This is a genomic window from Flavobacterium erigeronis (genome assembly GCF_054075165.1).
The window spans coordinates 518,629-543,838 of the sequence record NZ_JBSKGP010000002.1 but is presented as its reverse complement, the minus strand read 5'-3'; the positions used below and the strand labels follow the sequence as shown (position 1 = coordinate 543,838).

The 25,210-nt window shown below is 35.1% G+C and carries 18 protein-coding genes; 14 read left to right on the top strand and 4 right to left on the bottom strand.

The window, feature by feature from the left end:
• Window positions 1–362: 362 nt before the first annotated feature.
• Both ACWA1F_RS06385 and ACWA1F_RS06380 read left to right on the top strand, forming a co-directional pair.
• On the top strand, window positions 363–920 hold the full coding sequence (locus ACWA1F_RS06385; RefSeq protein ID WP_456892553.1) for a GNAT family N-acetyltransferase: 558 nt from the start codon (window positions 363–365) through the stop codon (window positions 918–920).
• A gap of 7 nt (window positions 921–927) precedes the next feature.
• Window positions 928–1,362: a DoxX family membrane protein gene (locus tag ACWA1F_RS06380; RefSeq protein ID WP_456892551.1), complete on the top strand. Its 435-nt coding sequence runs from the start codon at window positions 928–930 to the stop codon at window positions 1,360–1,362.
• 110 nt (window positions 1,363–1,472) lie between these two features.
• Here the strand turns inward: ACWA1F_RS06380 and ACWA1F_RS06375 are convergent, their stop codons facing one another.
• Together ACWA1F_RS06375 and ACWA1F_RS06370 are read right to left on the bottom strand one after the other, a co-directional pair.
• Window positions 1,473–1,976 carry a hypothetical protein gene (locus ACWA1F_RS06375; protein ID WP_456892550.1) on the bottom strand — a complete coding sequence of 168 codons (504 nt, stop codon included), beginning with the start codon at window positions 1,974–1,976 and terminating at the stop codon, window positions 1,473–1,475.
• 98 nt (window positions 1,977–2,074) lie between these two features.
• On the bottom strand, window positions 2,075–2,938 hold the full coding sequence (locus tag ACWA1F_RS06370; protein ID WP_456892548.1) for a helix-turn-helix domain-containing protein: 864 nt from the start codon (window positions 2,936–2,938) through the stop codon (window positions 2,075–2,077).
• 255 nt (window positions 2,939–3,193) lie between these two features.
• Here ACWA1F_RS06370 and ACWA1F_RS06365 point away from each other — a divergent pair, with 255 nt between their 5' ends.
• From ACWA1F_RS06365 to ACWA1F_RS06355, 3 genes are all read left to right on the top strand, one after another.
• A complete protein-coding gene (locus ACWA1F_RS06365; RefSeq protein ID WP_306160104.1) occupies window positions 3,194–4,030 on the top strand; it encodes a sulfite exporter TauE/SafE family protein in 837 nt (278 codons plus the stop codon).
• A complete protein-coding gene (locus ACWA1F_RS06360) occupies window positions 4,017–4,424 on the top strand; it encodes a DUF1634 domain-containing protein (RefSeq protein ID WP_456892545.1) in 408 nt (135 codons plus the stop codon). The genes ACWA1F_RS06365 and ACWA1F_RS06360 overlap by 14 nt, the downstream gene beginning before the upstream one ends.
• A gap of 303 nt (window positions 4,425–4,727) precedes the next feature.
• Window positions 4,728–5,750, top strand: a complete 1,023-nt coding sequence (locus ACWA1F_RS06355; RefSeq protein ID WP_456892543.1) for an LLM class flavin-dependent oxidoreductase — start codon at window positions 4,728–4,730, stop codon at window positions 5,748–5,750.
• 556 nt (window positions 5,751–6,306) lie between these two features.
• Here ACWA1F_RS06355 and ACWA1F_RS06350 read toward each other — a convergent pair.
• On the bottom strand, window positions 6,307–8,733 hold the full coding sequence (locus tag ACWA1F_RS06350) for a TonB-dependent siderophore receptor (protein WP_456892542.1): 2,427 nt from the start codon (window positions 8,731–8,733) through the stop codon (window positions 6,307–6,309).
• Between the two features lie 243 nt (window positions 8,734–8,976).
• Here ACWA1F_RS06350 and ACWA1F_RS06345 point away from each other — a divergent pair, with 243 nt between their 5' ends.
• The gene (locus ACWA1F_RS06345; protein WP_456892540.1) at window positions 8,977–10,254 is read left to right on the top strand and encodes an acetyl-CoA C-acetyltransferase; all 1,278 of its coding nucleotides are present in this window, start codon (window positions 8,977–8,979) and stop codon (window positions 10,252–10,254) included.
• A gap of 699 nt (window positions 10,255–10,953) precedes the next feature.
• Here the strand turns inward: ACWA1F_RS06345 and ACWA1F_RS06340 are convergent.
• Window positions 10,954–11,703 carry a 4-hydroxy-tetrahydrodipicolinate reductase gene (locus tag ACWA1F_RS06340; RefSeq protein WP_456892538.1) on the bottom strand — a complete coding sequence of 250 codons (750 nt, stop codon included), beginning with the start codon at window positions 11,701–11,703 and terminating at the stop codon, window positions 10,954–10,956.
• 362 nt (window positions 11,704–12,065) lie between these two features.
• Between ACWA1F_RS06340 and ACWA1F_RS06335 the strand changes: the two genes are divergently transcribed.
• The 8 genes from ACWA1F_RS06335 to ACWA1F_RS06300 all read left to right on the top strand — a co-directional run bounded on the left by ACWA1F_RS06335 (window position 12,066) and on the right by ACWA1F_RS06300 (window position 25,209).
• On the top strand, window positions 12,066–12,497 hold the full coding sequence (locus ACWA1F_RS06335) for a DUF1810 domain-containing protein (RefSeq protein WP_306160092.1): 432 nt from the start codon (window positions 12,066–12,068) through the stop codon (window positions 12,495–12,497).
• Window positions 12,498–13,187: 690 nt separating this feature from the next.
• Window positions 13,188–13,883: an ABC transporter ATP-binding protein gene (locus ACWA1F_RS06330; RefSeq protein WP_456892535.1), complete on the top strand. Its 696-nt coding sequence runs from the start codon at window positions 13,188–13,190 to the stop codon at window positions 13,881–13,883.
• Window positions 13,884–13,911: 28 nt separating this feature from the next.
• Window positions 13,912–16,365, top strand: a complete 2,454-nt coding sequence (locus ACWA1F_RS06325) for a TonB-dependent siderophore receptor (RefSeq protein WP_456892533.1) — start codon at window positions 13,912–13,914, stop codon at window positions 16,363–16,365.
• A 5-nt stretch (window positions 16,366–16,370) separates the two neighbouring features.
• Window positions 16,371–17,822, top strand: coding sequence for an ABC transporter permease (locus ACWA1F_RS06320; protein WP_456892531.1), 1,452 nt, complete (start codon window positions 16,371–16,373; stop codon window positions 17,820–17,822).
• Between the two features lies 1 nt (window position 17,823).
• Window positions 17,824–19,173 carry a DUF3526 domain-containing protein gene (locus ACWA1F_RS06315; protein WP_456892529.1) on the top strand — a complete coding sequence of 450 codons (1,350 nt, stop codon included), beginning with the start codon at window positions 17,824–17,826 and terminating at the stop codon, window positions 19,171–19,173.
• Window positions 19,174–20,066: 893 nt separating this feature from the next.
• The gene (locus ACWA1F_RS06310) at window positions 20,067–20,666 is read left to right on the top strand and encodes an RNA polymerase sigma-70 factor (RefSeq protein ID WP_306160081.1); all 600 of its coding nucleotides are present in this window, start codon (window positions 20,067–20,069) and stop codon (window positions 20,664–20,666) included.
• A 66-nt stretch (window positions 20,667–20,732) separates the two neighbouring features.
• Window positions 20,733–21,842, top strand: a complete 1,110-nt coding sequence (locus tag ACWA1F_RS06305; RefSeq protein WP_456892527.1) for a FecR family protein — start codon at window positions 20,733–20,735, stop codon at window positions 21,840–21,842.
• Window positions 21,843–21,858: 16 nt separating this feature from the next.
• Entirely contained in the window at window positions 21,859–25,209 is a 3,351-nt protein-coding gene (locus ACWA1F_RS06300; RefSeq protein WP_456892525.1) for a SusC/RagA family TonB-linked outer membrane protein, read from the top strand.
• The last annotated feature ends 1 nt before the right edge of the window (window position 25,210 follow it).

The window sequence follows — 25,210 nt, the reverse complement described above, 5'->3', positions numbered from 1 at the left end:
AAGTTTTGTTTAATCTCGCAAAGGTGCAGAGGCGCAAAGTTTATTCTCATTTTTGCCATCTTGAACGAGGGACTTCCAAAAGTAGCTCTACAAAGATTGGTGAAGTGCTGGATGGAGTTTCTTGCGGAGATCCCTCGTTCCTCGGGATGACATAAAATGAGAGAAAACCATTAATAGCTTTGTCAAAGTTTAAAACTTTGACAAAGCTTTATATAGACCCAATAGGAAACTTTGCGTTCTTATTACTGCCAAAACTTACACTCAGCAAAAAAAAACTTTGCGTGCTTTGCGTTAAAAAAAACTATTCACAACTACTTAAACGATCCTATAGAAAGCATTAAATTTGCTAAAAACACTTCAAAATGAATATCAGAAAAGCAGAAAAAACAGACGCAGTATATATCGCTCCTATATTATTATTGGCGATGGAAGATATCATCTACAAATTTATTGCGAAGGAAGATTACGCTTGCGCGAAAGATTTTCTGCAATACTTTATTGAGAGGGAAAACAACCAATATTCGTATCAAAACTGTTTTGTGGCGGAGGAAAATAACGAAATTATTGGCGCCGTCAATATTTATAATGGAGGAGACATTGAGAAATTACGAAATCCGATTATTGAGTACGTCAGAAAACATTATAATCCAGAGTTCGATCCAGAGTTTGAAACGCGTGAAGGAGAATATTATATCGATTCATTGGGCGTAAATCCGAAATATCAAGGAAAAGGAATTGGTTCTCAATTATTGCAATTTTTAATTGATAAATACGTTCATAAAAATAAAGAGGTTTTAGGACTATTGGTTGAAGAAGACAATCCGAGTGCTAAAAAACTGTACTTAAAACTTGGTTTTAAAGTAGTTGGAAACAAAACCTTGGTCAAAAAAAACCTCGAACACCTCCAAATAAAAAATTAATTATAGAATGAAAAATATCACAATACTAGAAGCAGGTTTAATTTTAAGAATTGTTTTAGGAATCACAATGTTATCGGCCGTAGCAGACCGATTTGGAGTTTGGGGCGCACCGGGATCTAACGCCGTTGCTTGGGGAAATTGGGAAAATTTTGTAATCTACATACAATCTCTTAATCCATGGGCAAACAAATCCACAGCAGAAATTCTAGGCGGAATTGCCACTTTCTTCGAAGTTTTGCTAAGCTTGTTATTGTTATTTGGTTTTAAAACGCGTCTTGCCGCTATTGGAACTACATTCTTAATGTGCGCTTTTGCATTTGCCATGTCGGTTTCGGTTTCGGTAAAAGCTCCCCTAGACTATTCGGTTTGGACAAGCGCCGCAGCTGCTTTACTGCTTGCTAATATTGGAAAAACCTCTTTTGCGGTTGATAATAGAATATAGGCTTAGTGGCCGGTGTTCAGTTTTTTAGTATTCAGTCGTATGTTCTAACTTTGAGTTCTCGAATCCAAGATAAACTGAACACTAAAAAACTGACCACTGAACACTAAAAATTACTTTTTCATTTCTTTTCGAAAGTAAATTCGTTCTGGAAATTGATCTTCAGCACTTTCTGTCCAGTCAAATTCTTCGTAATCTAATGATCGTAATTTTTCGATCAAGCCAATATCTGCGGGAAAAGCTTTCACCCAAACTAAATCATGTTTTCGCTGAAAAGCAATCTCTTCTGCTCTTTTAATAAGTGCTGTTAAATCTTCTTCATCAAAATAAATAATCTCGCTGAGATTGATTGCTTTTGATGCACCAAGGTTTTCATTTAATATTCTCGATGAATCCAGTTTAAGATACGCTTGTGGAGTTTCACCGAGAAAAGCCATCAAAATTTCAATCGAAAAATCATTCTGAATCCCGAACAATTCTTTTTGAGACAAATGCTTTTCGGCATATTTTTCTCCTAAATCCTTTCCAAATAAATTGGTATAAAACTGAACGGCTTTGTCTTCCATCCAAAAGACATTATCGTTAATGATGACAACAAATTTTGCAATTTTACTCATTTCTTTTCTTTAATAATAAAAAAGCAAAATTGAAGAGATTCGCAATCTAAAAAAAGAGCTATACGGCTTGAATTTTGTGCAAAATGTCCGTTGGTGTTTTAGTATATCTGCTTTTTTCGATATTCTAAAGGCGAAATGCCTTCGGAGTTTTTGAAAAATCTTCCAAAAATAGATTGATCAGAAAAATGAAGCATATCGCTAATCTGATTGATTGACATATTTTTATTCTGCAGTAAAACTTTGGCTTCCAAAATTACCATTTCGTTAATCCAGTCACTTGCCGTTTTACCACTGTTCTTTTTTATGACTTCAGACAAATACTTTCTACTTACATTTAATTGTTCAGCGTAATGCTGTACGTTTCTAAAACTTAGAAAATCTTTAAAAAGAAGTGCTTTAAACTTTACAAACAAAGGATTTTGCGCTTCAGCAATTTCTTTTTCTCTTTGAATCGCATCTATCTCATAAATTAAAATGTAAAGATAACTTCTCAAAATAGCCGACTGATGTTTAGACTGTTTTTCTGATACTTCCTGAATTAAACTAAAAATGCGTTCAAACTTGCTTTCATCTGTTTTGGTAAGCTCAGAGAAGTGGCTAGAACTGTTTTCGAAGAAATCATATTGAGTTAGAAAAAACACATTGGCCTGATTTTCTAGAAAGAATTGCGGTTTAAAAAATAGAATATCGATTAAAATTTTTTCTTCATTTTTAGAAAAACTTCTAATAACCGATGGCCCTAAAGTGATAATGGCTGGAGCTTGAACTACTTTTTTTTCAAGTCCCATATGCATCACTATACTTCCTTTTCGTAGAAACTCAATCGCATAACTTTCTGCACGATACGGTTCGCTTATATAAGGATGCTCACTCGTCTGGATATAGAAATATTCCTTCTGATCGGCATGAGAAAACAAACTCTTATGATGCGTTAAGGAATAAGTCAGGATTTGATTCTTCATTTTTTAATCGTTGTATTTTCAAATATAAACACTTTTTGAGTGTTCAGTGTACAGTTTTTTAGTAGTCAGTAAATACAAACTTTGTCAAAGTTTGAAACTTTGACAAAGCTTCTAGTTCTAGAGTCCAAGATAAACTGTACACTAAAGAACTGACCACTGACCACTAAAAATAATTTTTAAGCTTTTATTAAGCCCCTAATTTTTCCGTGAACAAATTTGTATTCGTAAATTAGCAATTACAAAAACATCTCTTAAATGACAATACTTACCTTTACGCTGATCATGATTCTCGGTGCCTTTTTAGCAGGCTTTATTGGTTCATTATCAGGCTTAGGAGGCGGTATCATTATTATTCCGCTTCTTACTATTCTTCTCGGTGTCGATATTCATTATGCTATTGGAGCCGCTTTGGTCTCTGTTATCGCCACTTCTTCAGGCTCTGCCGCTGCTTATGTAAAAGAAGGAATTACCAACATGCGAATGGGAATTTTCCTCGAAATCGCTACTACTATCGGAGCAGTTTGTGGCGCTTTACTTTCTACGATCGCCCCTACTTCGTTTATTGCTGTTTTATTTGGTTTAACCTTGATTTTTTCGGCTATTAATTCGCTTCGAAAAAAAGAAGAACATATCGTTTTAGAATCGAGTCCGCTGGCTAAAAAATTAAAATTAGAAGGAACATATCCAACGCACGACGGCGAAGTTGTAAAATACGGAACCAAAAATGTAATTGGCGGTTTTAGTATGATGGGCGTTGCCGGAATGATGTCTGGTTTGCTCGGAATTGGTTCTGGTGCTTTTAAAGTTATTGCAATGGATAATATTATGCGAGTTCCGTTTAAAGTTTCGACCACAACCAGCAATTTCATGATGGGTGTTACGGCAATGGCGAGTTCTGTAATCTATATTCAGAAAGGATATATCGAACCTGGGATCTGTATGCCGGTTGTTATTGGCGTTTTGTTCGGAGCAATGGCTGGAGCTAAAATCTTAGTGAGAACGAATCCGAAGAAATTGAGAATATTTTTTGCCTGCCTGATTTTTGTTTTGGCAATTAACATGATTTATAACGGACTAAATGGAAAAATCTAATATGGGACAGGAAGAAAAATTTGGAGAAAAAGATTTTCAAACCATTATCGGAAACTTACTCCGTTATGGCGTTTGGATTTCATTATCAGTAGCCTTTCTTGGCGGAATTGTTTATTTGCTTCATAACGGAAACCAGATTGAAGATTATTCTGTTTTCAAAGAAAACGACCGAAATATATTTGAAGTTATCGCCGCAATTTATAACGGAGCAATTCAAGGGAACGGTGAATCGCTAATTTTTACAGGAATTATATTTTTGTTTTTAACGCCTGTTTTAAGGGTTTTACTTTCGCTTTTCTCGTTTTTATTAGAGAAAGATTATTTGTATGTTGGCATTACTTTAATTGTAATAATGATTATCATTACGAGTATTTCGTTCGGATTCTCGCATTAATAAAGATTGTAGATTTTAGATTTAAGATTGCAGATTTTTGGAATTTGAGATTAACGAATTGCAATTTTCAACACATAGAAACATAGATTTAGATTTCTAAAAGAGTAAATTAAAAAAATCTAGATTTTAACACATAGCTATGTGATTTTAAATAAGTGAAACGCCTTTTTACGCACCAACAATCCTATGATTCTATGTGTTGAAAAATAATTGCATATCAGGTAATTTGAGATTTTTGGAATTTGGAATTTGGAATTTGGAATTTGGAATTTAAAAATTGGAATTTATAAAATTGAAAATTTTATGGAAATAGGAATAGACAGTTTTGCTTCGGCAATGTACGGCGATAACAACACTTTGAGTAGTGTTGATGCCATGGAGCAGTTGTTGCAGCGAATTGAATTTGCAGATCAGGCTGGTCTTGATGTTTTCGGAATTGGTGAACATCATAAAAAAGAATTTTTAGATTCTGCTACGGCTGTCATCTTGAGTGCGGCGGCGGCAAGAACCAAAAATATCCGACTGGCAAGTGCTGTTTCGGTTTTGAGCGCAGCAGACCCTGTTCGCGTATATCAGAGTTTTGCGACTTTAGATTTGATTTCTAAAGGAAGAGCCGAAATTGTAGCGGGACGTGGTTCTGCAATAGAAGCTTATCCTCTTTTTGGATATAATCTTCGAGATTATGATGCGCTTTTCAGCGAAAAATTGGAATTGCTATTACAAATTCGCGACAATGAATTTATAACTTGGGAAGGAAAATTTCGTCCAGCTTTAGACAATCAGCCTGTTTATCCGAGAGCTTTACAGGAAAAAATGCCGATTTGGCTTGGCGTTGGCGGAACACCTGAATCTTTTGTTAGAGCAGGTTCGCTCGGACTTCCGTTAATGGTGGCTGTTATTGGCGGACAAACGCATCGCTTTAAACCTCTAGTCGATTTGTATCGTGAAGCTGGAAAAGCAGCAGGTTTTTCGCCTGACGAATTAAAAGTCGGTTTGCATTCGCCTGGTTATGTGGGCACAACAACAGAAAGCGCCATTGCCGATTATTATCCAGGTTATGCCGAATTATGGACAAAATTAGGATACGAAAGAGGATGGCCTCCTGTCACAAAAGGAAAATTTGACGGCTTAATTGATGATTTAGGCGTTTTAATCGTAGGAAGCCCAGAACGTGCAGCAGATAAAATCCTGCGTCATAGTGAAGCTCTTGGCGGCGTTGATCGATTTACGTTCCAAATGGATAACGCTGGATTGACTCATTCTCAATTAATGAACGCCATAGAATTGATTGGAACAAAATTGATTCCGTTGATTAGAAAAGGATAGCTTTTTAAAGGTTCTAAGATGCTGAGATGCTAAGGTCCTAAGTTTTTTTTGACATAAACACGCAATTTTGTTTTACGCATTTTTAATCGCATAATTTGTCATCCCGAGGAACGAGGGATCTCCACAAGAAACTCCACAATCTAAATCGAAAAATATAAATAAAATGTTTCGATCCTAACGATCTTTTAATTTGGGAATTCACCTAACCGGGATTAAAATCCCGGGCTACAATATAAATCGAGCCGATGGCTCTTTAAAGAATTCCGTTAGTAATGACGAATTTTGTAGCGACGATTTTTAATCCGTTGATGAAAAATTTCCGAATCAGAAATTAGTTCCGTAGAAACGAGGGGTCTCGACAAGAAACTCCACAATCTAAATCGACAATCTTTGCCGAGCTACTCATGGAGATCCCTCGTTCCTCGGGATGACAAAAAAGAGGAAAAAACCTTAGCATCTTAGAAGCTCAGCACCTTAGAACCTCAAAAAAAAAGCACCTGAATTAACAGATGCTTTTTTTTTGTGATTTGTAATTTTTCAACGAAAACAAACCATATTAGAATTTGTAAGAAACACCAACTCTGAAGTTTGTTCCTGGTTCTGCTTGCCAGTAGTAAGCACTTAACCAAGAATAGTATGAACCGCTGTATAAGTATTTGTCTAAAATATTAAATACGTTTGCTGTAACTTTTACTTTACCAATTTCATAAGATAAACCTCCGTCAAGTCTGAAGTAAGAAGGCAATCTTTGAAGTCCTTCGCTCCAAGTATCCGTTTGACGTCCGTCAAGGAAAGTTCCTCCGATAGAAGCTCCGAAACCTTTAATTTTTCCAGACTGCACTGTATAGTTTAACCATGCATTTGCAGTATGTTTAGCGTATCCCGGAACTGTGCTTCCCACAGCAATACTGCTTAATCTTGATTCTGTTACAATAGATTCTGTAAAAGCATAGTTGGCAATTAAATTAAGACCTTCAAAAAGTTTTCCTCTAACATCAAACTCCACACCTTCTGCCCTTTTTTCTCCCAAGATAACTTTATAAATATCATTCGGGCCATTTGTTGGATCGGCAGTAAGCTCATTTTTCTTTATAATTCTGTAAGCGGACAAAGTAGTATTCCATGAGCCGTCAAACCAGTCTTTTTTGATACCAAATTCTATGTTATTACCTGTAAGTGGCTTTATAGGATCTCCATTTTGAGTAATTCCAGATTGAGGTGTAAAGGCTTGATCATATAGTCCATAAACCGCAAAATCATCAGTAATAGAAAAACTTAAACCTGCTCTAGGTGTAATGTGGCTGTCTTCTTGAGGTACATCATAGGCACTAGTCTGGCTAATCCATGTATATCTTGCAGCGAGAGTCAATCTTAATTTATTTTGAAAAAAACCAAGTTCATCCTGCAAATATCCAGCTGCATACTGCGAACCGTAAAGCCCTCCTGCTCTCTGGCTTAAAGGTGTTTCGTGATCAAACTGCGGGAATCCGTTTGAAGGAGTTCCATAATTTGGATTGTAAACATTAAAAGGATTATCAACAGTATCCAAATCATGAGATTGTCCCCAATCTGCCATATAGTCTTTATCTCCCAAATCTACTCCCCCTAATACTTTATGAGAAATAGAACCTGTATTAAATTTTCCGTTCACAAAAATCTGTCCTAAGTACATATTACTTTCTGCATCCCAGATTCCAACATTTCTGATGATTTCACCATAAGCAAGGTTACCTTCTGGAACACCATCAAAATCTCTGTCAGCAGGCCCTGGTCCTACAACTCCAGGCCAAGAGCTGTACCCTTGCTGAATATATTTGAAATAAGAAGTCTGTGCAGTCAATTTCCAGTTATCATCAAACTTATGTTCAAATTGCAAGTAACCGCTATGATCCTGAATATTTGTATCTGGCAACCCAGGCGCTGTCATTGTAAAACTGCGTGGCAGTGTAGCATATCCGCCCGCTTCTGGTCCAAAAACATAGTAAGAACCAACTTCAGTCATATTTGCATATTGGAAATTGTACTCAAATGTCAATTTTGTTTTGTCATCAAACTGATATGAAATTACCGGAGCAATTACATAACGGTCATTGTGCTCAAACGGACGTACAGCACCTTTTTTCTGAGCCGCTCCGTTAAATCTATATAATAATTTTCCTTTTTTATCTAATTTTCCGTCAAGATCTACACTTACTCTGTAGAAATCATAACTTCCTACCAAAGCACTAACCTCTCCTTTTGTAACTCCTGTTGGTTTTTTAGTCACCACATTGTATAATCCGGCTGGGTCACCGCTTGAAAGCATAAAACCTGCTGGTCCTTTTACAAATTCGATATGATCTACAAAACTCATATCTTCTGTTAAAGGTCCCCAGAAAGAAGAAACTACGTTAAATCCGTTTCTAAAAGCCTGAATTTGAGAACCTCTCATTGTAATATTAGTATACAAATCTCCCCAGTGCTCCAAACGTACAGCACCACTCACGTTACGGATAACTCCGTCGCTCATACTTGTAATCTGCTGGTCTTTTAAAGTCTGACCGCTTACAATTTGAATATTCTGTGGAATTTCAAGTACTGGAGTCTGAAGACGCAAAGACATTGATGGTTTGTCTTGTTTGTATTTATTTTTTGTAATTACAACTTCTTGAAGATCTTCTTGACTTTCGTTTAATGAAAAATTCTTTGTCGTAGTTTGTTTTGCTGTTACTACAACCTTATCTTCTAATGGTGCAATACCTACAGCACGAATCACAATTGTATAAGTTCCTGGTTTTACTCTTGTAATTTCATATTGTCCTGAAACTGTTGTTACGTCAGAATATTTTGTTCCTTTAAGTGTTACTGAAATATTCTCAGCAGCAGTATTACCGCTTAACGAAATTTTTCCAGCTACTTTTCCAAAATCCTGCTGAGCCATCATTTGCAATGAACTTAAAAGCAGCATTAAAAAGTAAGCTTTGGTATTAAAAATTATTTTCATTTTGGATTGATTTTATAATTGTTCGGCAAAAGTAAATTCAAATATTGGGTTTTCCAAATTATTTTTATTCGTTCTAAATTAATCTAACAATTTGTAATACTTTAACAAAGAAATAAATTTAAAAACCCAGATTTTTTAAGTTATTTCTTTCTAATATTAATCTAGATTAAGTTTAAAACCGAATTCTATTTCTATCTTTATCATTCCAAAAAATAAAAATAAATCCACGTAAAAACACTTTGTATGAAATCAAATACGATAAGAAAGGTTGCCATTGTAGGCTATAACAGAATTCCTTTTGCAAGAGCTAATACCGCTTATTCTAATGTAGGAAACAAAGAAATGATGACTGCAGCACTCAATGGTCTTATTGACAAATACAATTTGAACGGAAAGCTTTTAGGCGAAGTTGCAGGTGGTGCCGTGATAAAACATTCTTATGATATGAATCTTATTAGAGAGTGTGTTCTAAAAACGACTCTAGATCCTGCCACTCCTGCTTGCGATTTACAGCAGGCCTGCGACACGGGAATTGAAAGCGCTCTTTATATTGCCAACAAAATTGCATTAGGACAAATTGATTCTGGTATTGCCGGTGGTGTTGATTCTATCAGTGATATGCCAATTGCGGTAAGCGAAAAATTAAGAAAAACGTTGTTAGAAGCCAGACAGGCTAAATCTTTGGGCGCTAAAATTAAAACGTTTTTGAAACTTCGTCCAAAAGATTTTACTCCATTAGTTCCTAGAAACGAAGAATCTCAAACTGGACTTTCGATGGGCGGACATACCGAAATTACAGCCAAATACTATAAAATACCTCGCGAAGAACAAGATGAATTGGCATTAAAAAGTCATTTGAATATGGCAAAAGCCTACGATGAAGGTTTCTTTGATGATATGATTACTCCTTTTAACGGTCTTGCAAAAGACAATAATCTAAGACCCGATTCTACACTTGAAAAACTGGCTAAACTAAAACCAGCTTTCGATAAAGTAAACGGAACCTTAACCGCAGGAAACTCAACTCCCCTTACCGATGGCGCTTCTTGTGTTCTATTGGCAAGCGAAGAATGGGCTAAAGAACAAGGTCTTCCTGTTTTGGCTTACATTACTTTTGGCGAAATTGCGGCTATAGAATATGTCAAAAATCAGCAGAATCTTTTATTGGCGCCTTTATTTGCGGTTTCTAGAATGTTGGAGAAAGCAGAACTAAATCTTCAGGATTTTGATTTTTATGAAATTCACGAAGCCTTTGCGGCTCAGACTTTAGCCACTTTAAAAATTTGGGAAAGTCCAGAATTGAGTGCAGAAATCGGTTTAAAGAAAGCTTTAGGAGCAATTGACCGAAATAAATTAAATGTAAAAGGAAGCAGTTTAGCGGCTGCGCATCCTTTTGCTGCAACCGGTGGAAGAATTATTGGTGTAATGGCCAAATTGCTCAACGAAAAAGGTTCTGGAAAAGGATTAATTTCGATCTGTGCTGCAGGCGGACAAGGCGTTACGATGATTATTGAGAAGTAATTTTTTAAGGTGCTAAGGTTCTGAGATACTAAGGTGCTAAGGTTTTCTGCTAAAACGCTACTTTTTTGCCACAAAGGCGCTAAGGCACGAAGTTTTTTAAAGTTCCTATGCTGTGTGTTTTTCTGCCACGAATTTCACTAATTGCACTAATTTTATACTGCAAATATATTTCTCGAATTTTTTTTATGAAATTCATTTGCCACAGATTAAATGATTAAATAGGATTTTTCTTTTAGCCTTATAATCAAAAAAACTAAATATATATTCTCATTTTTTGTCATCCTGAGCGGAGTCGAAGGACACGCAAGTAGCTCCGCAATGCATTTCGACAATCTTTGTAGAGTTTCGTCCGTGTGCTTCGACTAAGCTCAGGATGACAAACGTTGTGTTTACCATTCTGAGTGATAAAAATTTGAGAAATTAATCGTCAGCAATTTTAACGCAAAGCATTAATTAGCGAAAATTCGTGAATTCGTGGCAAAAAAACTTCGTGGCTTAAAATCTCAGAAGCTAAAAAAACTTCGCGACTTCGCGACTTTGCGCGATTTAAACCATTCAGGTATTTGCTCTCGTTGCGTAGACGCATTGCAGTGCGTCTCTACAATACAATGTCTATGATAAAAATCTTTGTGTCTTAGCGCCTTCGTGGCAAAAACCTTAGCATCTCAGCATCTTAGAACCTTAGCACCTTCAAAAAAACTAAACCGTAAAATAAGGCGACAAAATATCTTCAAAATTATAAAGTCCTTTTTCTTTTTCTTTTAGGTTTTCGGCAACAAAAATAACCCCGTTTCCAAAAGCTTCTCTCGAAATAGACTCGTGTATTAAACGTACTGTCTGAAAAGGAAAACCAAAAATGACTTCATGTTTTCCGACAATTCCCCCTGCCCTAACCGAATTAATATTTTCTTTGTCAACATCTAGCGCTTCTGCAATTTTTACTGCTGTTCCAGACGTTCCTTGTTTGGTTTTAAAATGTTCTTCATTCACTTCGATATCAACCCACGGCGCAATTTTCTTTAAAAATTTCGCAGCAAATAAAAGATAATTTACACCCAACGTAATATTTGGTGACCAAAACACGGTAGTTTTTTGAGCCAATTTTTTAAGAAATGCCAGCTCTTTATCTTTATAATGTGAAATCGCAGAAATAATTTTCACCTCTTTTTTTGCCGCAGCTTCTCCATACGTATAAATTCCCTGATGAGACGAAAAATCGATAATAACGTCAACAGGATGCTTTTCTAATAATTCTTCTATTGAAGTTTTTGAACTAGAATAGATTAAACCGGGTTCTTCTGACTCCACTCCAAAAAATTCTGGAACCGATCTGTGTTCTAAAACGGTACTTTGTCTTAAAACCCATTCTAAGCAGAATTTTTTATTTTCTAATAATATTGAAGCTACTGATTTTCCAGTCTTTCCGAATCCGATTAATCCTATTTTCATAAGCATGTATTTTTTTATGGGCGAAGCGTGCCCGGTTGAAAATATTGATATTGTAAAGTGGTCAATATCAATCTTAATTTTATTTTTTTGCGACAGTTGTAAAACCGTCTGTCCATAAAAATAGGAAAATCATAACAGAATAGCCAACAAAAACTTTGTTTTATAACAATAAAAACTCTTATTAGTACTACTTTTTCTGTTAATACAAAATTCCGACATGCTATTTTGCATCTAATCATCCTTTTAAATTATTCTGCTGAAAATGTTAAAAAATGACTTTAAAAAAAAGATTTCATCACATACAAGTAAACATATTTTAACTAGATTTATCACCTGATATCCCCAAATTAATATCGTAAATAATGGCTTACAATAACAATGAATTACTTCGTTTTTTAGATGCTCAAAACAAATTGTATTTAACGGCTCTGGACGAAATCAAAAATGGCAAAAAAGAATCTCCTTGGATGTGGTTTATATTTCCACAGATAAAAGGAATGGGTTCAAGCGATACATCCAAATTTTACGAAATCAAAAATGCCGACGAAGCGATTGCTTTTCTTGAACATCCAATTTTAGGAAAACATCTTGTAGAAATTACTTCAGAACTTATTAAAAAAGAAGAAAATGTTTCTGATATTTTCGAAAGTCTTGATGTAGAAAGATTGCAATCTTGCATGACTTTATTTGCAAGCGTACAAAATTCAGAGTCTATTTTTCAGGAAGTTCTTCATAAACATTTTGACGGTTCTTCTGATTTCCATACCCTTCAATTATTATACAATAACCTGTAAAGTGGGCGTAAAACAAGGCTTTGCAATGTTATCAAATTTAAAATTATCGCCTATTTTTTAGGTTTTAAAATTTAGATCGCTACCTTTGCAACACTGTTGCGTTTTAATTTAATAAAAAACGGACAGATAAATCTGGAATGAAAAAAAGAATTATCGCTGTTAATTTTTTAATGTCTTTAATAGTATTGGCCTCAATGCTGTTTCAGACCGTACATTCCTATGAGCATGTTATCAAACAGTTTTCAGAAAAACCTTGTGAACATCATACCAGCGAAAATCAAAAGGAAATAACACATAGCCACGCGACAGATACGCAATGCCATATTTGTCATTTTGCTTTCAGCACTTACATTCCCAGTACTTTTCAAACGGTAGTTTTTCAAAAAACAGAAATAACCATTAAACCGATCTATGTTTTTACACAGTCGGTTTCCACATTCTTCAAAGGCAGTTTATTTGCTTTAAGGGCACCTCCTGCTCTATTCTAGTCACTTGATTATCTCTTTTTAGAAACTCTCGCTTTCAGTGCAAAGAGTAAGAAGCATTTTGTGTTTTCTTATTTCGCTTTCGCGGATAATCAACTGTAGACTTTCCCTTTCATTAGAAAAAAAGAATTTCAGGCATTCATACTGTATGCTCTGAAGTCTGAATTATTATTTTCCGAATATTTAATCCAAATAAAATACCACTATGCTTACAGCTGAAAATCTGACCAAGAAATATGGCGATCATACTGCTTTGAATGCTTTAAATTTAACGATTAAAGAAGGCGAAATCTTCGCGCTTTTAGGTCAAAACGGTGCTGGAAAAACCACTACAATTAATCTTTTTTTAGGTTTTATAGAACCAACCGACGGAACTTTAACAATCAACAATATACCCGTTACACTGAATGCCAAAACAACGAAAGAATTTGTTGCCTACATTCCAGAAACGGTAATGCTTTACCCAAATCTGACTGGATTAGAAAACCTAAAATTTTTCTCTTCTCTGGCAGGTTTTAAATACTCTACAGGAGAACTTACCTATTTTTTAAACAAAGCAGGATTACAGCCTAAAGCACACGATCAGAATTTGGGCGGTTATTCTAAAGGAATGCGCCAGAAGGTCGGAATTGCGATTGCCATTGCTAAAAAAGCAAAAGTGCTTTTGCTCGACGAACCTACAAGCGGTTTAGACCCGAAAGCTTCTAATGAATTTTCTCAGATTCTAAAAGAGCTTTCTGCAGACGGAACGGCGATTTTAATGGCAACTCACGACATTTTCAGAGCGCGTGAAGTGGCTTCTCATATCGGAATTATGAAACAAGGAAACTTGGTAACCGTAATTGAGGCCGAGAAAATTTCGGCAAACGAACTAGAAAATTTGTATTTACAAACGGTTTAAAGGAAACCTAGTTTTTCCATTCCATACCATGAAACATGTTTTTTCCTTACTCTTTTTAGTAAGCAGTTTTTCTTTTCTAAATGCCCAAAACAGCAGCGGAAAAATTATTGATGCAGAAACTAAAGAACCGATTCCGAATGCTTTTATTCAATTATTAAATTCGAATAAAGAAACCACAGCCGATCAAAATGGAGCATTTTCATTGGAAGGTCAGGGAACACTTCAAATTTCTGCTGCGGGTTTTAAAACCATTCAGATAAAATCGAGTTCCAATTTCTTAAATATCGAATTACAAATTGACCGAAACGAACTGCAAACTGTTGAAATTGTTGGGCGCTCCACGCGAAAATACAACAGCGATTATTCGTTTTCGGCAACCAAAACAGCTTCTTTAAACAAAGATATTCCGCAGTCTATTTCAAGCATTACAAAAGAATTAATTGCAGATAAAGGTGCTATATATCTCGCCGATGTTGTCAAAATGGCTAGTGGAGTTATTCCTTCGAGTTTTTACAATCAATATACCATAAGAGGAATTAGTCAAAATGAAGAAGGCCAGATTATTAACGGAATGCGCACTAGACAATATTATTTCCTGCAACCATTAACAAGCAATATCGAGCGCGTTGAAGTTATTAAAGGCCCATCTAGCGCTACGTTTTCTTCTGTTGATCCAGGAGGAAGCATTAATATGGTGACCAAAAAACCTTTGGCAACCGACCGAAAAGAAGTAAGTCTGATGGTGGGAAGTTTTAGTACGATTCGTGGTACTTTGGATTTTACAGGCCCTTTAAACGAATCGAAAACACTTTTATACCGCGTAAACGGAGCGTATCAGGAAGCAAAATCATTTCGTGATCTTGTAAACAATAAGTCTTTTCTAATTTCTCCTTCGTTCAGCTATGTTCCAAATGAGAAAACGGCAATTAACACCGAACTGATTCTGAGCGACATGACAGGAACACTAGATCGCGGACAGCCTATTTTTGGAGCTGTTGCTGGCGTAACCAATTTAAAGCAAACGCCAATTAGCTTAAATTTGGCCGCTTCTGGCGATTATTTTAAATCGAAAGAAATGATTTTCATGACGAATTTAGCGCATAAATTTTCGTCAAAAATTGGTTTCAATGCCTCATATATGAAGCAAACCTGGACAGAAGATCTTCAAGAACATCGCACAACAAACGGTTTTGCGGTAGATATGAACAATCAGCCTGTTACAAGTTTGGCGATGATGCAGTATGTACAGCGCAAACAATATTGGGATATTGACAATTTGAGCGCTTATTTCAACTTTGACTTTAAAACCGGAAAACTCAATCATAAATTATTGACGGGTTACGATTTAAGCAGTTGGAATAAAAATATAGGAGGCGGACAAAACGCTGCGAGAGGCTATTTATTGAATGATGGTACTGTAGCGAGTTCTTTTGTTCCTGCAAATGCATCCAACTATCAGACGATTACGGTAAACGGAGTTGTTTTGCCAAAACCAAATGTCAATTTCTTTGATTTGAATAATCCTTCGTACGCTTTAAGAGATACACAATCTTATGTTTTAAATGTTCGTACAGCGCTTCCTTCTGCCCTAACAACGACCAATGCGGTTTATATTCAGGATGAGATTCAATGGGAAAAGTTTCGTTTTTTATTGGGATTAAGAAGCGAATGGTTTGAGGATATTACAAATTATGAATCTAGTAACGAGTTGACCGTTAAAAAATCGGCTTTATTGCCTAGAATTGGGGTTACTTATTCCATAAACAACGAGATAAACGTCTACTCAACGTATCTAGAAGGCTATCAGCCACAATCGAATACCACTACTTTGATGCCGCAAACGGGAAGTCTGCCTGCTGGAAGTCTATTTAAACCTTTGGAAAGTGATTTAAAGGAATTTGGAATGAAAGCTGTTTTCTTCAACAATAGCGTAAGTTTTAATGCTGCGGTTTACGAAATCAATCAGCGTAATATTTTGATGAATGCGAATGATCCTGTGAATCCCGATTTGCTGGTAACAAGAGGTTCAGAAAGAAGTCGTGGTTTTGAATGTGATTTAGCTGGATATATCACTCCAGATTGGCAAATTAACGTTTCGTACAGCTATATCGATGCTAAAATTACGAATGATGCAGATGCTTCATTAATAGGACAGCGAAAACAAAACACACCAAAAAACAGCGCCAATTTATGGACGCGCTATAACTTTTCTTCAGATTCAGTTCTAGACGATTTCGGAATTGGATTCGGAATGCAGTACCAAAGCAGTAAAGTGCCTTGGTTTACTAGAGATTTTACCCTTCCTGATTTTACCATTTTTGATGCTGCGCTTTATTACAAACCCAATAATAGCGATATACAAATTGCTGTAAATGCAGGAAATCTGCTAAACAAAACCTATTGGTTAGGCGCTCAGAATTATTTGAGATTATTTCCTGGAAGTCCAAGAAATGCGAGCCTTACCGTAACTTATAAATTCTAATTTATATGAAAATATTACACTCAGAACTTTTAATTGCCAGACATTTAAGGCATTCTGTTTTTAAAAACGCCGCTGTTTTTATTATCACGCTTTTTATAGGCATTTTGCTTTTATACGCCACATTTTCGGGTTGGGAAAACTATAAAAGCCAAAACGAAACGAGCGAAAAATACCAGCACGAATCGAGAGAAGACTGGTTGAAAAATCCAGATAAGAATCCGCATAGAATGGCGCATTACGGGAATTTTGCTTTTAGAAAAAGTACTCCGTTAAGTGTTTTTGAATTCGGAATGGAACCTTTTTTTGGAAATGCCATTTTTTTGGAAGCCCACAAGCAAAACACAGCCAATTTCTCCGAAGCAGGCTTTTCTAACAGTATGCTCCGATTTGGTGAAATCAGTATCGCTTTGGTATTGCAGGTTTTACTGCCTTTGTTAATCTTTTTTCTAGGTTTTAATTCGATTGCTTACGAACGTGAAAATGGTACCTTAAAAATACTTTTAACGCAAGGAATTAACTGGAAACAGCTTTTAATTGGAAAAACATTAGGAATTGCAAGTGTTATTATGATGCTTTTTGTTCCTGCTATTGTGATTTTAATTTTCGTTTGGCTGCTGCTTCAAGACTTTTCTATCACGGCAGATCAAACGGTTAAGATGATTTTATTTGTGTTTTTTCATTTGGTTTATCTTCTGTTTTTCTGCGTTATTGCGGTTTTAGTTTCCGCAATTAGCAAAACTTCCAAAAAAGCGCTTATCACGCTTATTGGCATCTGGCTTCTTTTTACGATTATTCTCCCAAGAACTACACAAGCCATTGGAGCTTATATTTACGAAGCGCCTTCTAAAATACAGTTTACTAGTGATATTGAGAAAGATATTTTAAAGCAAGGCGACAGCCATAATCCGAATGATCCGCATTATAAGGCTATAAAAGATTCGCTCCTAAGCGTTTACAAAGTCGATTCTGTACAGAAACTTCCGTTTAATTATTCTGGTTTTATTATGACCGAGGGCGAGAAAATAAGTTCTAGAATTTACAATGAACATTTAGCCGAATTGCTTCAGATTTACAAAAAACAGAATAGTTTTTCTAAAACGGTTTCTTTTTTGAATCCTTACATCGCAATGAAAAATCTATCGATGGGATTGTCGAATACTGATTATGAATCTTATGTGGATTTTCAGCAACAGGCGGAAGATTATCGTTATATGATGGCGCAGAAAATGAACGGCTTGCAAATCAAATACATCAGCAATAAAAAGCCTTCAGCGGGAGATAAACCGTATTCAATCAGCAAGGAACATTGGGCAGATGTTGAAGATTTTCATTATGAACCTAAAAAAATCGGAACAGTGCTGGAAAACGAAATCATTTCGATCATTTCTATTGTTCTATGGATTACACTGCTTTTTGTTTTAATTCGAATTGCAGCACAAAAACTTAAAGCCATTTAATATGTTATCATTAGTATTCAAAAATTTCATTCGATCAAAAGGCACTAAGATTGGTTTGCTTTTCTTACTCTGCATTGGTTTTATCAGCTTATTGATCGGAAAACAGTTTCAGGATAAACAAATCCAAACTATCGAACAAGCAACGGTTTATCAGAAAGAACATATTGCTCGAAATGCGGCATTTCATAAAGACGAAATCGGGCTTTTATTGTATTACATCAAATTTTCTTTAGTCAATAAAACACTGCCTATAAATAGTTTAGCCATCGGACAACGCGATGTTAATCCTTCCATTCAAAATGTAACAATTCGCGGATTAGAAGGTCAGAAATATGATGCTGAACTCAATAATCCGAACAATCTTTTGGCTGGAAACATTGATTTTAGTTTTGTTCTTATTTATCTTTTTCCGCTTCTGATCATTGCTTTCTCCTACAATCTTATTTCTGAAGAAAAAGAAAGTGGCACTTGGAAAATTGTAGCAACGCAAAGCCAGAATACCTTTTTCTACATCTTAAAACTATTCTATGTTAGGATTTTAAGTCTAATCGCATTGCTTACTATCTTGCTTTTTATAGCGGTTTTATTCTTAAATATTCCATTCGATACCTCCTTGTTTGTCTTTTACGGACTTGGTATTTTGTACATTCTGTTTTGGTTTGCCGTTTGTTTCTTTATTGTTTCACTTCAAAAACATTCCAACTTTAATGCTGTCATTTTGCTAACAATATGGTTGTTTCTAATTATTATCGTTCCTGCTGGAATTAATGCTTATATAGTTACGAAATATAAAGTTCCAGAAGCTTTGGAGTTGACTTTGAAACAGCGAAATGCATATCATGAAAAATGGGATACGGACAAAAATGAAACTATGGAGAAGTTTTACAAACATTATCCGCAATTTAGATCATATAAAATTCCGGCAGACAAAGAATTTACTTGGCTTTGGTATTATGCCATGCAGCAAATGGGCGACGACGAATCGGCAGTGCAATCTCGAGAATTAGAAAGCAAATTACAGCAGCGAAACCTTGCCAGTCAAAGCATTGCACAATTTATTCCGACACTGCATACTCAATTGCAACTGAATGAAATTGCTCATGCCGATTTAGGAAATCAGCTTTTATTTTTGAAAGAAACTTCTAAATTTCACGAAAAACTGAGATTGTATTTCTATCCGAAAATATTTGACAATGCTGCTGTAAACGCAGAAAATTGGGGCAAATTTAAAGTCGAAACTTTTAACGATAGCACAAAAATAAGTTTTGCAAAAGCTTTTGTTCCGTTGTTGCTTTTCAATTTGCTTTTGATTGGTTTTGGATGGTTTAATTTTAATCGTAAGACTGTTTAAATTATTTTAAACCATATAAGTGATATAAGTTCATTTTAATTTGGGAGCTGCGAAAGCTTTTTAAAGAAAGTCTTACGACTGCTTAAATTATTTGTAATCGCAAAGGACGTGAAGAAATTTCTCATTGTTTACTTTGAGATTTTTTGTTCTTTGCGGTTATTTTTTCTTACTCTTTATCTAGATTTTTTTCACGCAGATTTAGCAGATTATGGAGATTTTTACTGAAATGAGAAGATTTGCGCAGATTTTTTTAACTGCAACAAAATCTGCTCGATCTCCTAAAATTTCTTTACTCTGCGTTTATTCAAAAATCTGCGTAATTCTTTCAGCAGCAATAAAATACTCAAAATATTTGCGGTTATTTTTTTACTCTTTCTCTAGATTTTTTTCTCACGCAGATTTAGCAGATTTTGGGGATTTTTACTGAGATGAGAAGATTTGCGCAGATTTTTTAACTGCAACAAAATCTGCTTGACTCCTAAAATTTATTTACTCTGCCTTTATTTATTGAGCTTAAAAAAATAAAAAAGATCCACATAATCTGGGAAAATCTGCGTAAATCTTTCAACCGCAACAAAATCCCCAAAATCTGCTAAATCTGCGAGAAAAAAAATTATTCCCAAAGAAAATCACAAAACGTACCCACAAAGCTTTTGCGAACTTTGCGTTTATTTATAGACCTAGCATATCAAAAATCCTTGCGCCCTTTGCGGTAAAAAAACATTTAAAAACACCTAAACCAAACCTTTTCTGAATAATTTTTCGAGAATCATTCAATAATTTTATTTTATTTAGAATTAATTTAAATAAACTTTTATATTTGCCGCTTTCTGAGCAAAACTGAGTATTTTTTAAAATTAACTTTAATATTGCTTTCTCCAAAATTTCGTTTAATGAATAATAATGCCCGTTTCGAATCAGATCTTTTCCATTCCTTTAAGGAAGGCGACGAAACTGCATTTAAGTTTTTTTACGATAAATATTTTAGAAGAATCCAATCTTTCAGCGTCCAATTTATTTATGATCAAGACGAAGCTGAAAACCTCGCTCAAGAAGCCCTACTACACCTCTGGCAAAGTAAAGAAAATGTGGAATCTGTTAACGGAATCCAAGCTTTCTTATTTACGTATGCCAAATCAAAATGCTTGAATTTAATTCGTCACAATAAAGTGAAGGATAAATTCAAAAATGACCTCTTAAACCACAAAGAAAGAGAATTGGATATCGAAGTTTTAAATTCGATCCAGTTTGACACTTTAGAACTAACCGAATTAGAACGTATAATTCAGGAATCTATCAGTGATTTGCCACCAAAAACCAGAGAAGTTTTTATTAAAAAACGCTTTGAGAATAAAAAAAATGCAGAAATCGCAGAAGAATTAGGCGTTTCTTTAAAAGCTGTAGAAGCCCATATGACAAAGGCTTTGAAGATTTTAAAGACGAAATTATCCGATTATTTGTTCTTAATTTTTATCCTTATTTATAATAATTAAGAATAAAGGTAGGGTATTTTAATTCTGAAGTGTACTTATAATGGCGAGAAGTTTTAAAACGCATATATGACATCGGAAATAATAAACAAATACCTTTCTAACGAAGCTTCAGAGCAAGAAGTTCAGGCACTTTTTGACTGGATCGAAGCATCAGAAGAAAACAAGGAGCAATTTATAAAAATGAAGAAGATTTGGGCATTAACCACTCTTACTTCTGATTTATCTATTCAAACTGTTCCGGTAATCCAGATGAAACCAAAAAACAAAATCAGATCGTATTTACAGTACGCTGCGATTTTTTTAGTGTTTCTGGGTTTAGGAACGACTTTTTACTTGTTTAACAGCAGATCTGAAACTCCAAAAGAAATTGTTCTAGAATTAGGCGACGGCCGTATGGAATATTTCTCTGGAAAAACGCAGACTACTTTGTTAAATGACAAAGGAGATTTGGTTGCCAAAAAATTTCCGACTCAAATTATTTACTTTGGTAAAGTTCAGGATGAGAAAGTAATTTATAATACACTTTCGGTTCCGTACGGAAAACGTTTCAAGCTTAAACTTTCAGATGGTACTGTTGTGAGTTTAAATTCGGGAACAACTTTGCGTTATCCAGAGCAATTTGGTTTAAACGGAAACAGAAATGTCTACTTAACCGGTGAAGCATTTTTTGAAGTTGCCAAAGACAAAACCCATCCGTTTATTGTACATGCGAATCAGGCAGACATCGAAGTTCTCGGGACAACTTTTAATGTGAGCGCTTATCCTGAAAACCCTACAGTTAACAGTACATTAATTGAAGGAAGTATCCGAATGTCTGAAGCTATTAATCCTTCTAACGCTATTTTGCTGGAGCCAAATCAAATGGCGACATGGCAAAATAATTCAAAAAAACTGGTTTTAAAAGAAGTCGATCCTGCCTTTTACGCTGCCTGGACAAAAGGCGAACTTGCTTTTAAAGACACCCCATTTTCTACAATCGCTAAAATTATTCAGCGTACCTACGACGTTGAGATTATCAACGAAAATTCTGATTTGGCCAGACAGAATTTTACGGGTACCATTAAAATTAGCGAATCTAGTGTCGAAAACATTTTAGACCTGCTAAAACGCGACACGCCTTTTAATTATTCTATTAAACAAAAAACAATTACAATTACGCCAATTTTCCATAACTAAATAAAACATGACTTTAATGATACCCAATAACTTAAGAAAAACTTTGTTTTTCTTAGCCCTCCTTATATCCGGTTTTAAAGGTTTCTCGCAAAATAAATTAATAACCATACATGTTAAAAATAAACCAATCAGTTCTATCATAAAATCAATTGAAGAACAAAGCGATTTTAGAATTATTTATAACGCAAAAAAAGTAGATACAGAGCAATTAGCCGATTTGGATGTTGATAATGCGGCTTTAGAAACTGTTTTAAAGAAGTTATTAAAAGGCACCAATATTTCGTACTATATTCAGAAAAAGCAAGTTTTGCTTACAGATGCTACTCGTGTTGACAGATCTAATGACGCTGCTCAAGAAACGGAGCGTGTTATAAAAGGAACTGTTTACAGTGCAAAAGATAGACAGCCACTTCCTGGTGCAACTATTCGCATAAGCGGAACCGGAATGGGCGCTATAACGGACGCTAACGGAAAGTTTGCTTATGAATTGAAAGGAAATAATATTAAAGACCAGATTCTTGAAGTTGCTTATTTAGGAATGGAATCGCAATCGCAAACAGCTGGCTATAAAAAAGATTTTGTTTTTTATCTTCAGGAAGTTACAGATGAATTAAATCCTGTAATTATTACTTCTTCTTATGGAACTACAAAGTTGAAAGAAGAAATTGTTGGAAGTATTTCGACCATAACTTCAAAAGATATTCCAGTAAATCAGGCTTCTGAAAGTGTTGATAAAATGTTAGAAGGACAAGTTGCCGGCGTGCTTATCGAAAACACTTCTGGAGTTGGCGGACCTGTAAAAATCAATATTCGTGGGCAAGGTACTTTAAAACCTTTGGGAAATACAATTTTTGGAACTTCGACACAACCGCTTATTATTATTGATGGGGTTATTATGTCTGAAGAAAGTTATATTGACAGTTCTTTTTTTAATGGACAAACTTCATTTTCTGAAGATTTATCAAATCCGCTAGCGCAAATTGCTCCTGAAAATATTGAAACTTTTACAGTTCTTAAAGATGCCGCAGCCGTTGGACTTTATGGTGCAGATGGTGCAAATGGTGTAATCTTAATTACTACCAAAAAAGGAAAAATGGGTAAAGCTAAATTCGGTTTTTCGAATCAGCTGGGCGTTTCGTCTGCTATCAATCAGATCAAATATTTAAACGGAGAGCAGTATACTGAAATGAGAAACGAATATTTAAGAAATACGTCTCCAAACAGCGCCCTGCTTACTTATAGCGGAGTCAATACTGATTGGTTTGATCTTTTAAACAATTCAGGAATATACAATAAATATAATTTTAATGTTTCTGGAGCTGATTCTAAATTTTCATATAGAACCAATATTACCTATTTAGATATTGATGAACCGCAACTTGGCAATTCGACAAAACAATTGAATGCAGGAATAAATCTTGGTTACAGACATTCTAAATGGGATGTGAATTTGTCATTGAACCCAAGTTACATCAAAAAAGATGCGCCTAACACCTATTTCTCTTATGCTTATATTCCGACAATGTCACCTTATAATGCAGACGGATCTTATGCTTTATCTGGTGTGACGGGAATTACTGGTGGAAATCCTTTGGCAGCTATTGCTCAAAATAGAAATATAACAGATACTTACGGTTTATTGGGAAGCATTAATTTAGGCTACGAGCTAAACAAGGCTGTAAAGTTTCAAACCTTGTTCGGAATTGATTATAAAGATAAAGAACAAGACCGCTATTTTTCTGGAGAAAATGAAAGCGGTAGAAACAGTGGTACTTTTATTTTAGATGGACAGACTTATCCTAGTTGGGGACGAAGAGCTATCAATAACCGTAACTCTACCAAATGGAACTGGCAGGGACAAGTATTGTTTGATAAAAAAATTACTGAAAACCATGCCATAGACGGTGTTTTAGGTTTTGAACTAGCTGAAGAAAAAGGAAGGTTTCACTATGCTCAGGCTACAGGATTTGTTAATCCGAATATTGTAAATGCAGTAGCAGATGCAATACAAGATGATAACCTCTTAACAGTAGAAGACGAAACCTTCAAAAAACAAACGTATAGATCTGATATCAGCAATAATTCGAGAGTATCCTTATTTTCTCAAATCAATTACAATTACAAAAAGAGATACTTTGTTTTAGGAAATATTAGACGTGACGAAAGTTCTGTTTTTGGAGATGATACTAATGTCGCTTTAAATAGCGGTGCAGGTTTAGCATGGATTATTTCTAACGAAGATTTCTTAAACAACTCTTCTTGGATTGACTTCTTAAAATTGAAAGTGAGTTATGGCTCAACAGGTAACTCTAGAATTGGGTCTTACCGCTCAAAAGGTTTGTACAATATTGCGCAAAACGGATATAATGGTGATAATTATGCTACTGTAGGCGACGCTCCTAACGGAAATTTAAGCTGGGAGAAAAATACCAAATTTAATGCAGGGGTCGATTTTAATATATTCAATACTATTGAAATGTCTCTAGAATATTACTATGACGATTTATCTGATTTGATCGTTAGCAGAGATATTCCGGTAGAAAATGGTTATAGCTCTTTGGAGTTAAACGCTGCAAGTATGTACAATAAAGGTCTTGAATTTACTACGAGAATAAAGTGGTTTCAAAAAGGAAAATTTAAATGGTCAACCTCTTTTAATATCTCAACAGTAGAAAATAAAGTTACCGATTTAAAAGGATTAGGAAGTGAATATTCTCAGGCTAATATCGCTCTAGCACAAAAAATTGGTTACAGTACAAGTACCATCTGGGGCGTAAACTGGATTGGCGTAGATCCTGCAACTGGTAGAGATCTTATTAGAAAAAATGGTCAAGTTTACGATTCTGCAACATACAGTCAGTTATTTACAAATGCAGACTGGGAGCCAATTGGAAATACACAGCCAAAAGCATTTGGAGGTTTCAGCAACAGATTTTCATTAAATAATAGCATTACTTTATCTATAACAGGAGCTTTTCAATGGGGCGGAGATAAATTGGTTACAGATGATATTATTGGAAAATACAGAATTACTTCTAATAGAAATATGTCTGTTAATGCGTATGATTACTGGAGAAATCCAGGAGATATAGCTACACAGCCTTCTCCAGGTAATAATACTTTAATTCCTAACATGAGCAAATATGTATTTGATGCTACTTATATTAAAATCAGTAATGTCAACTTAAGTTACAATGTACCTGTAAAAAACACTTTTCTGGATAGCTTAACGGTATTTGGAGACGTTTCTAATTTACTGTATTGGTACAAAGAAAAAAGCCCTTCTGGAATGAATGGTATCAGAGAATTTAGCTTTACTTATCCACAAGCCAGAACTATTTCACTTGGCGTTAATACAAAATTTTAAA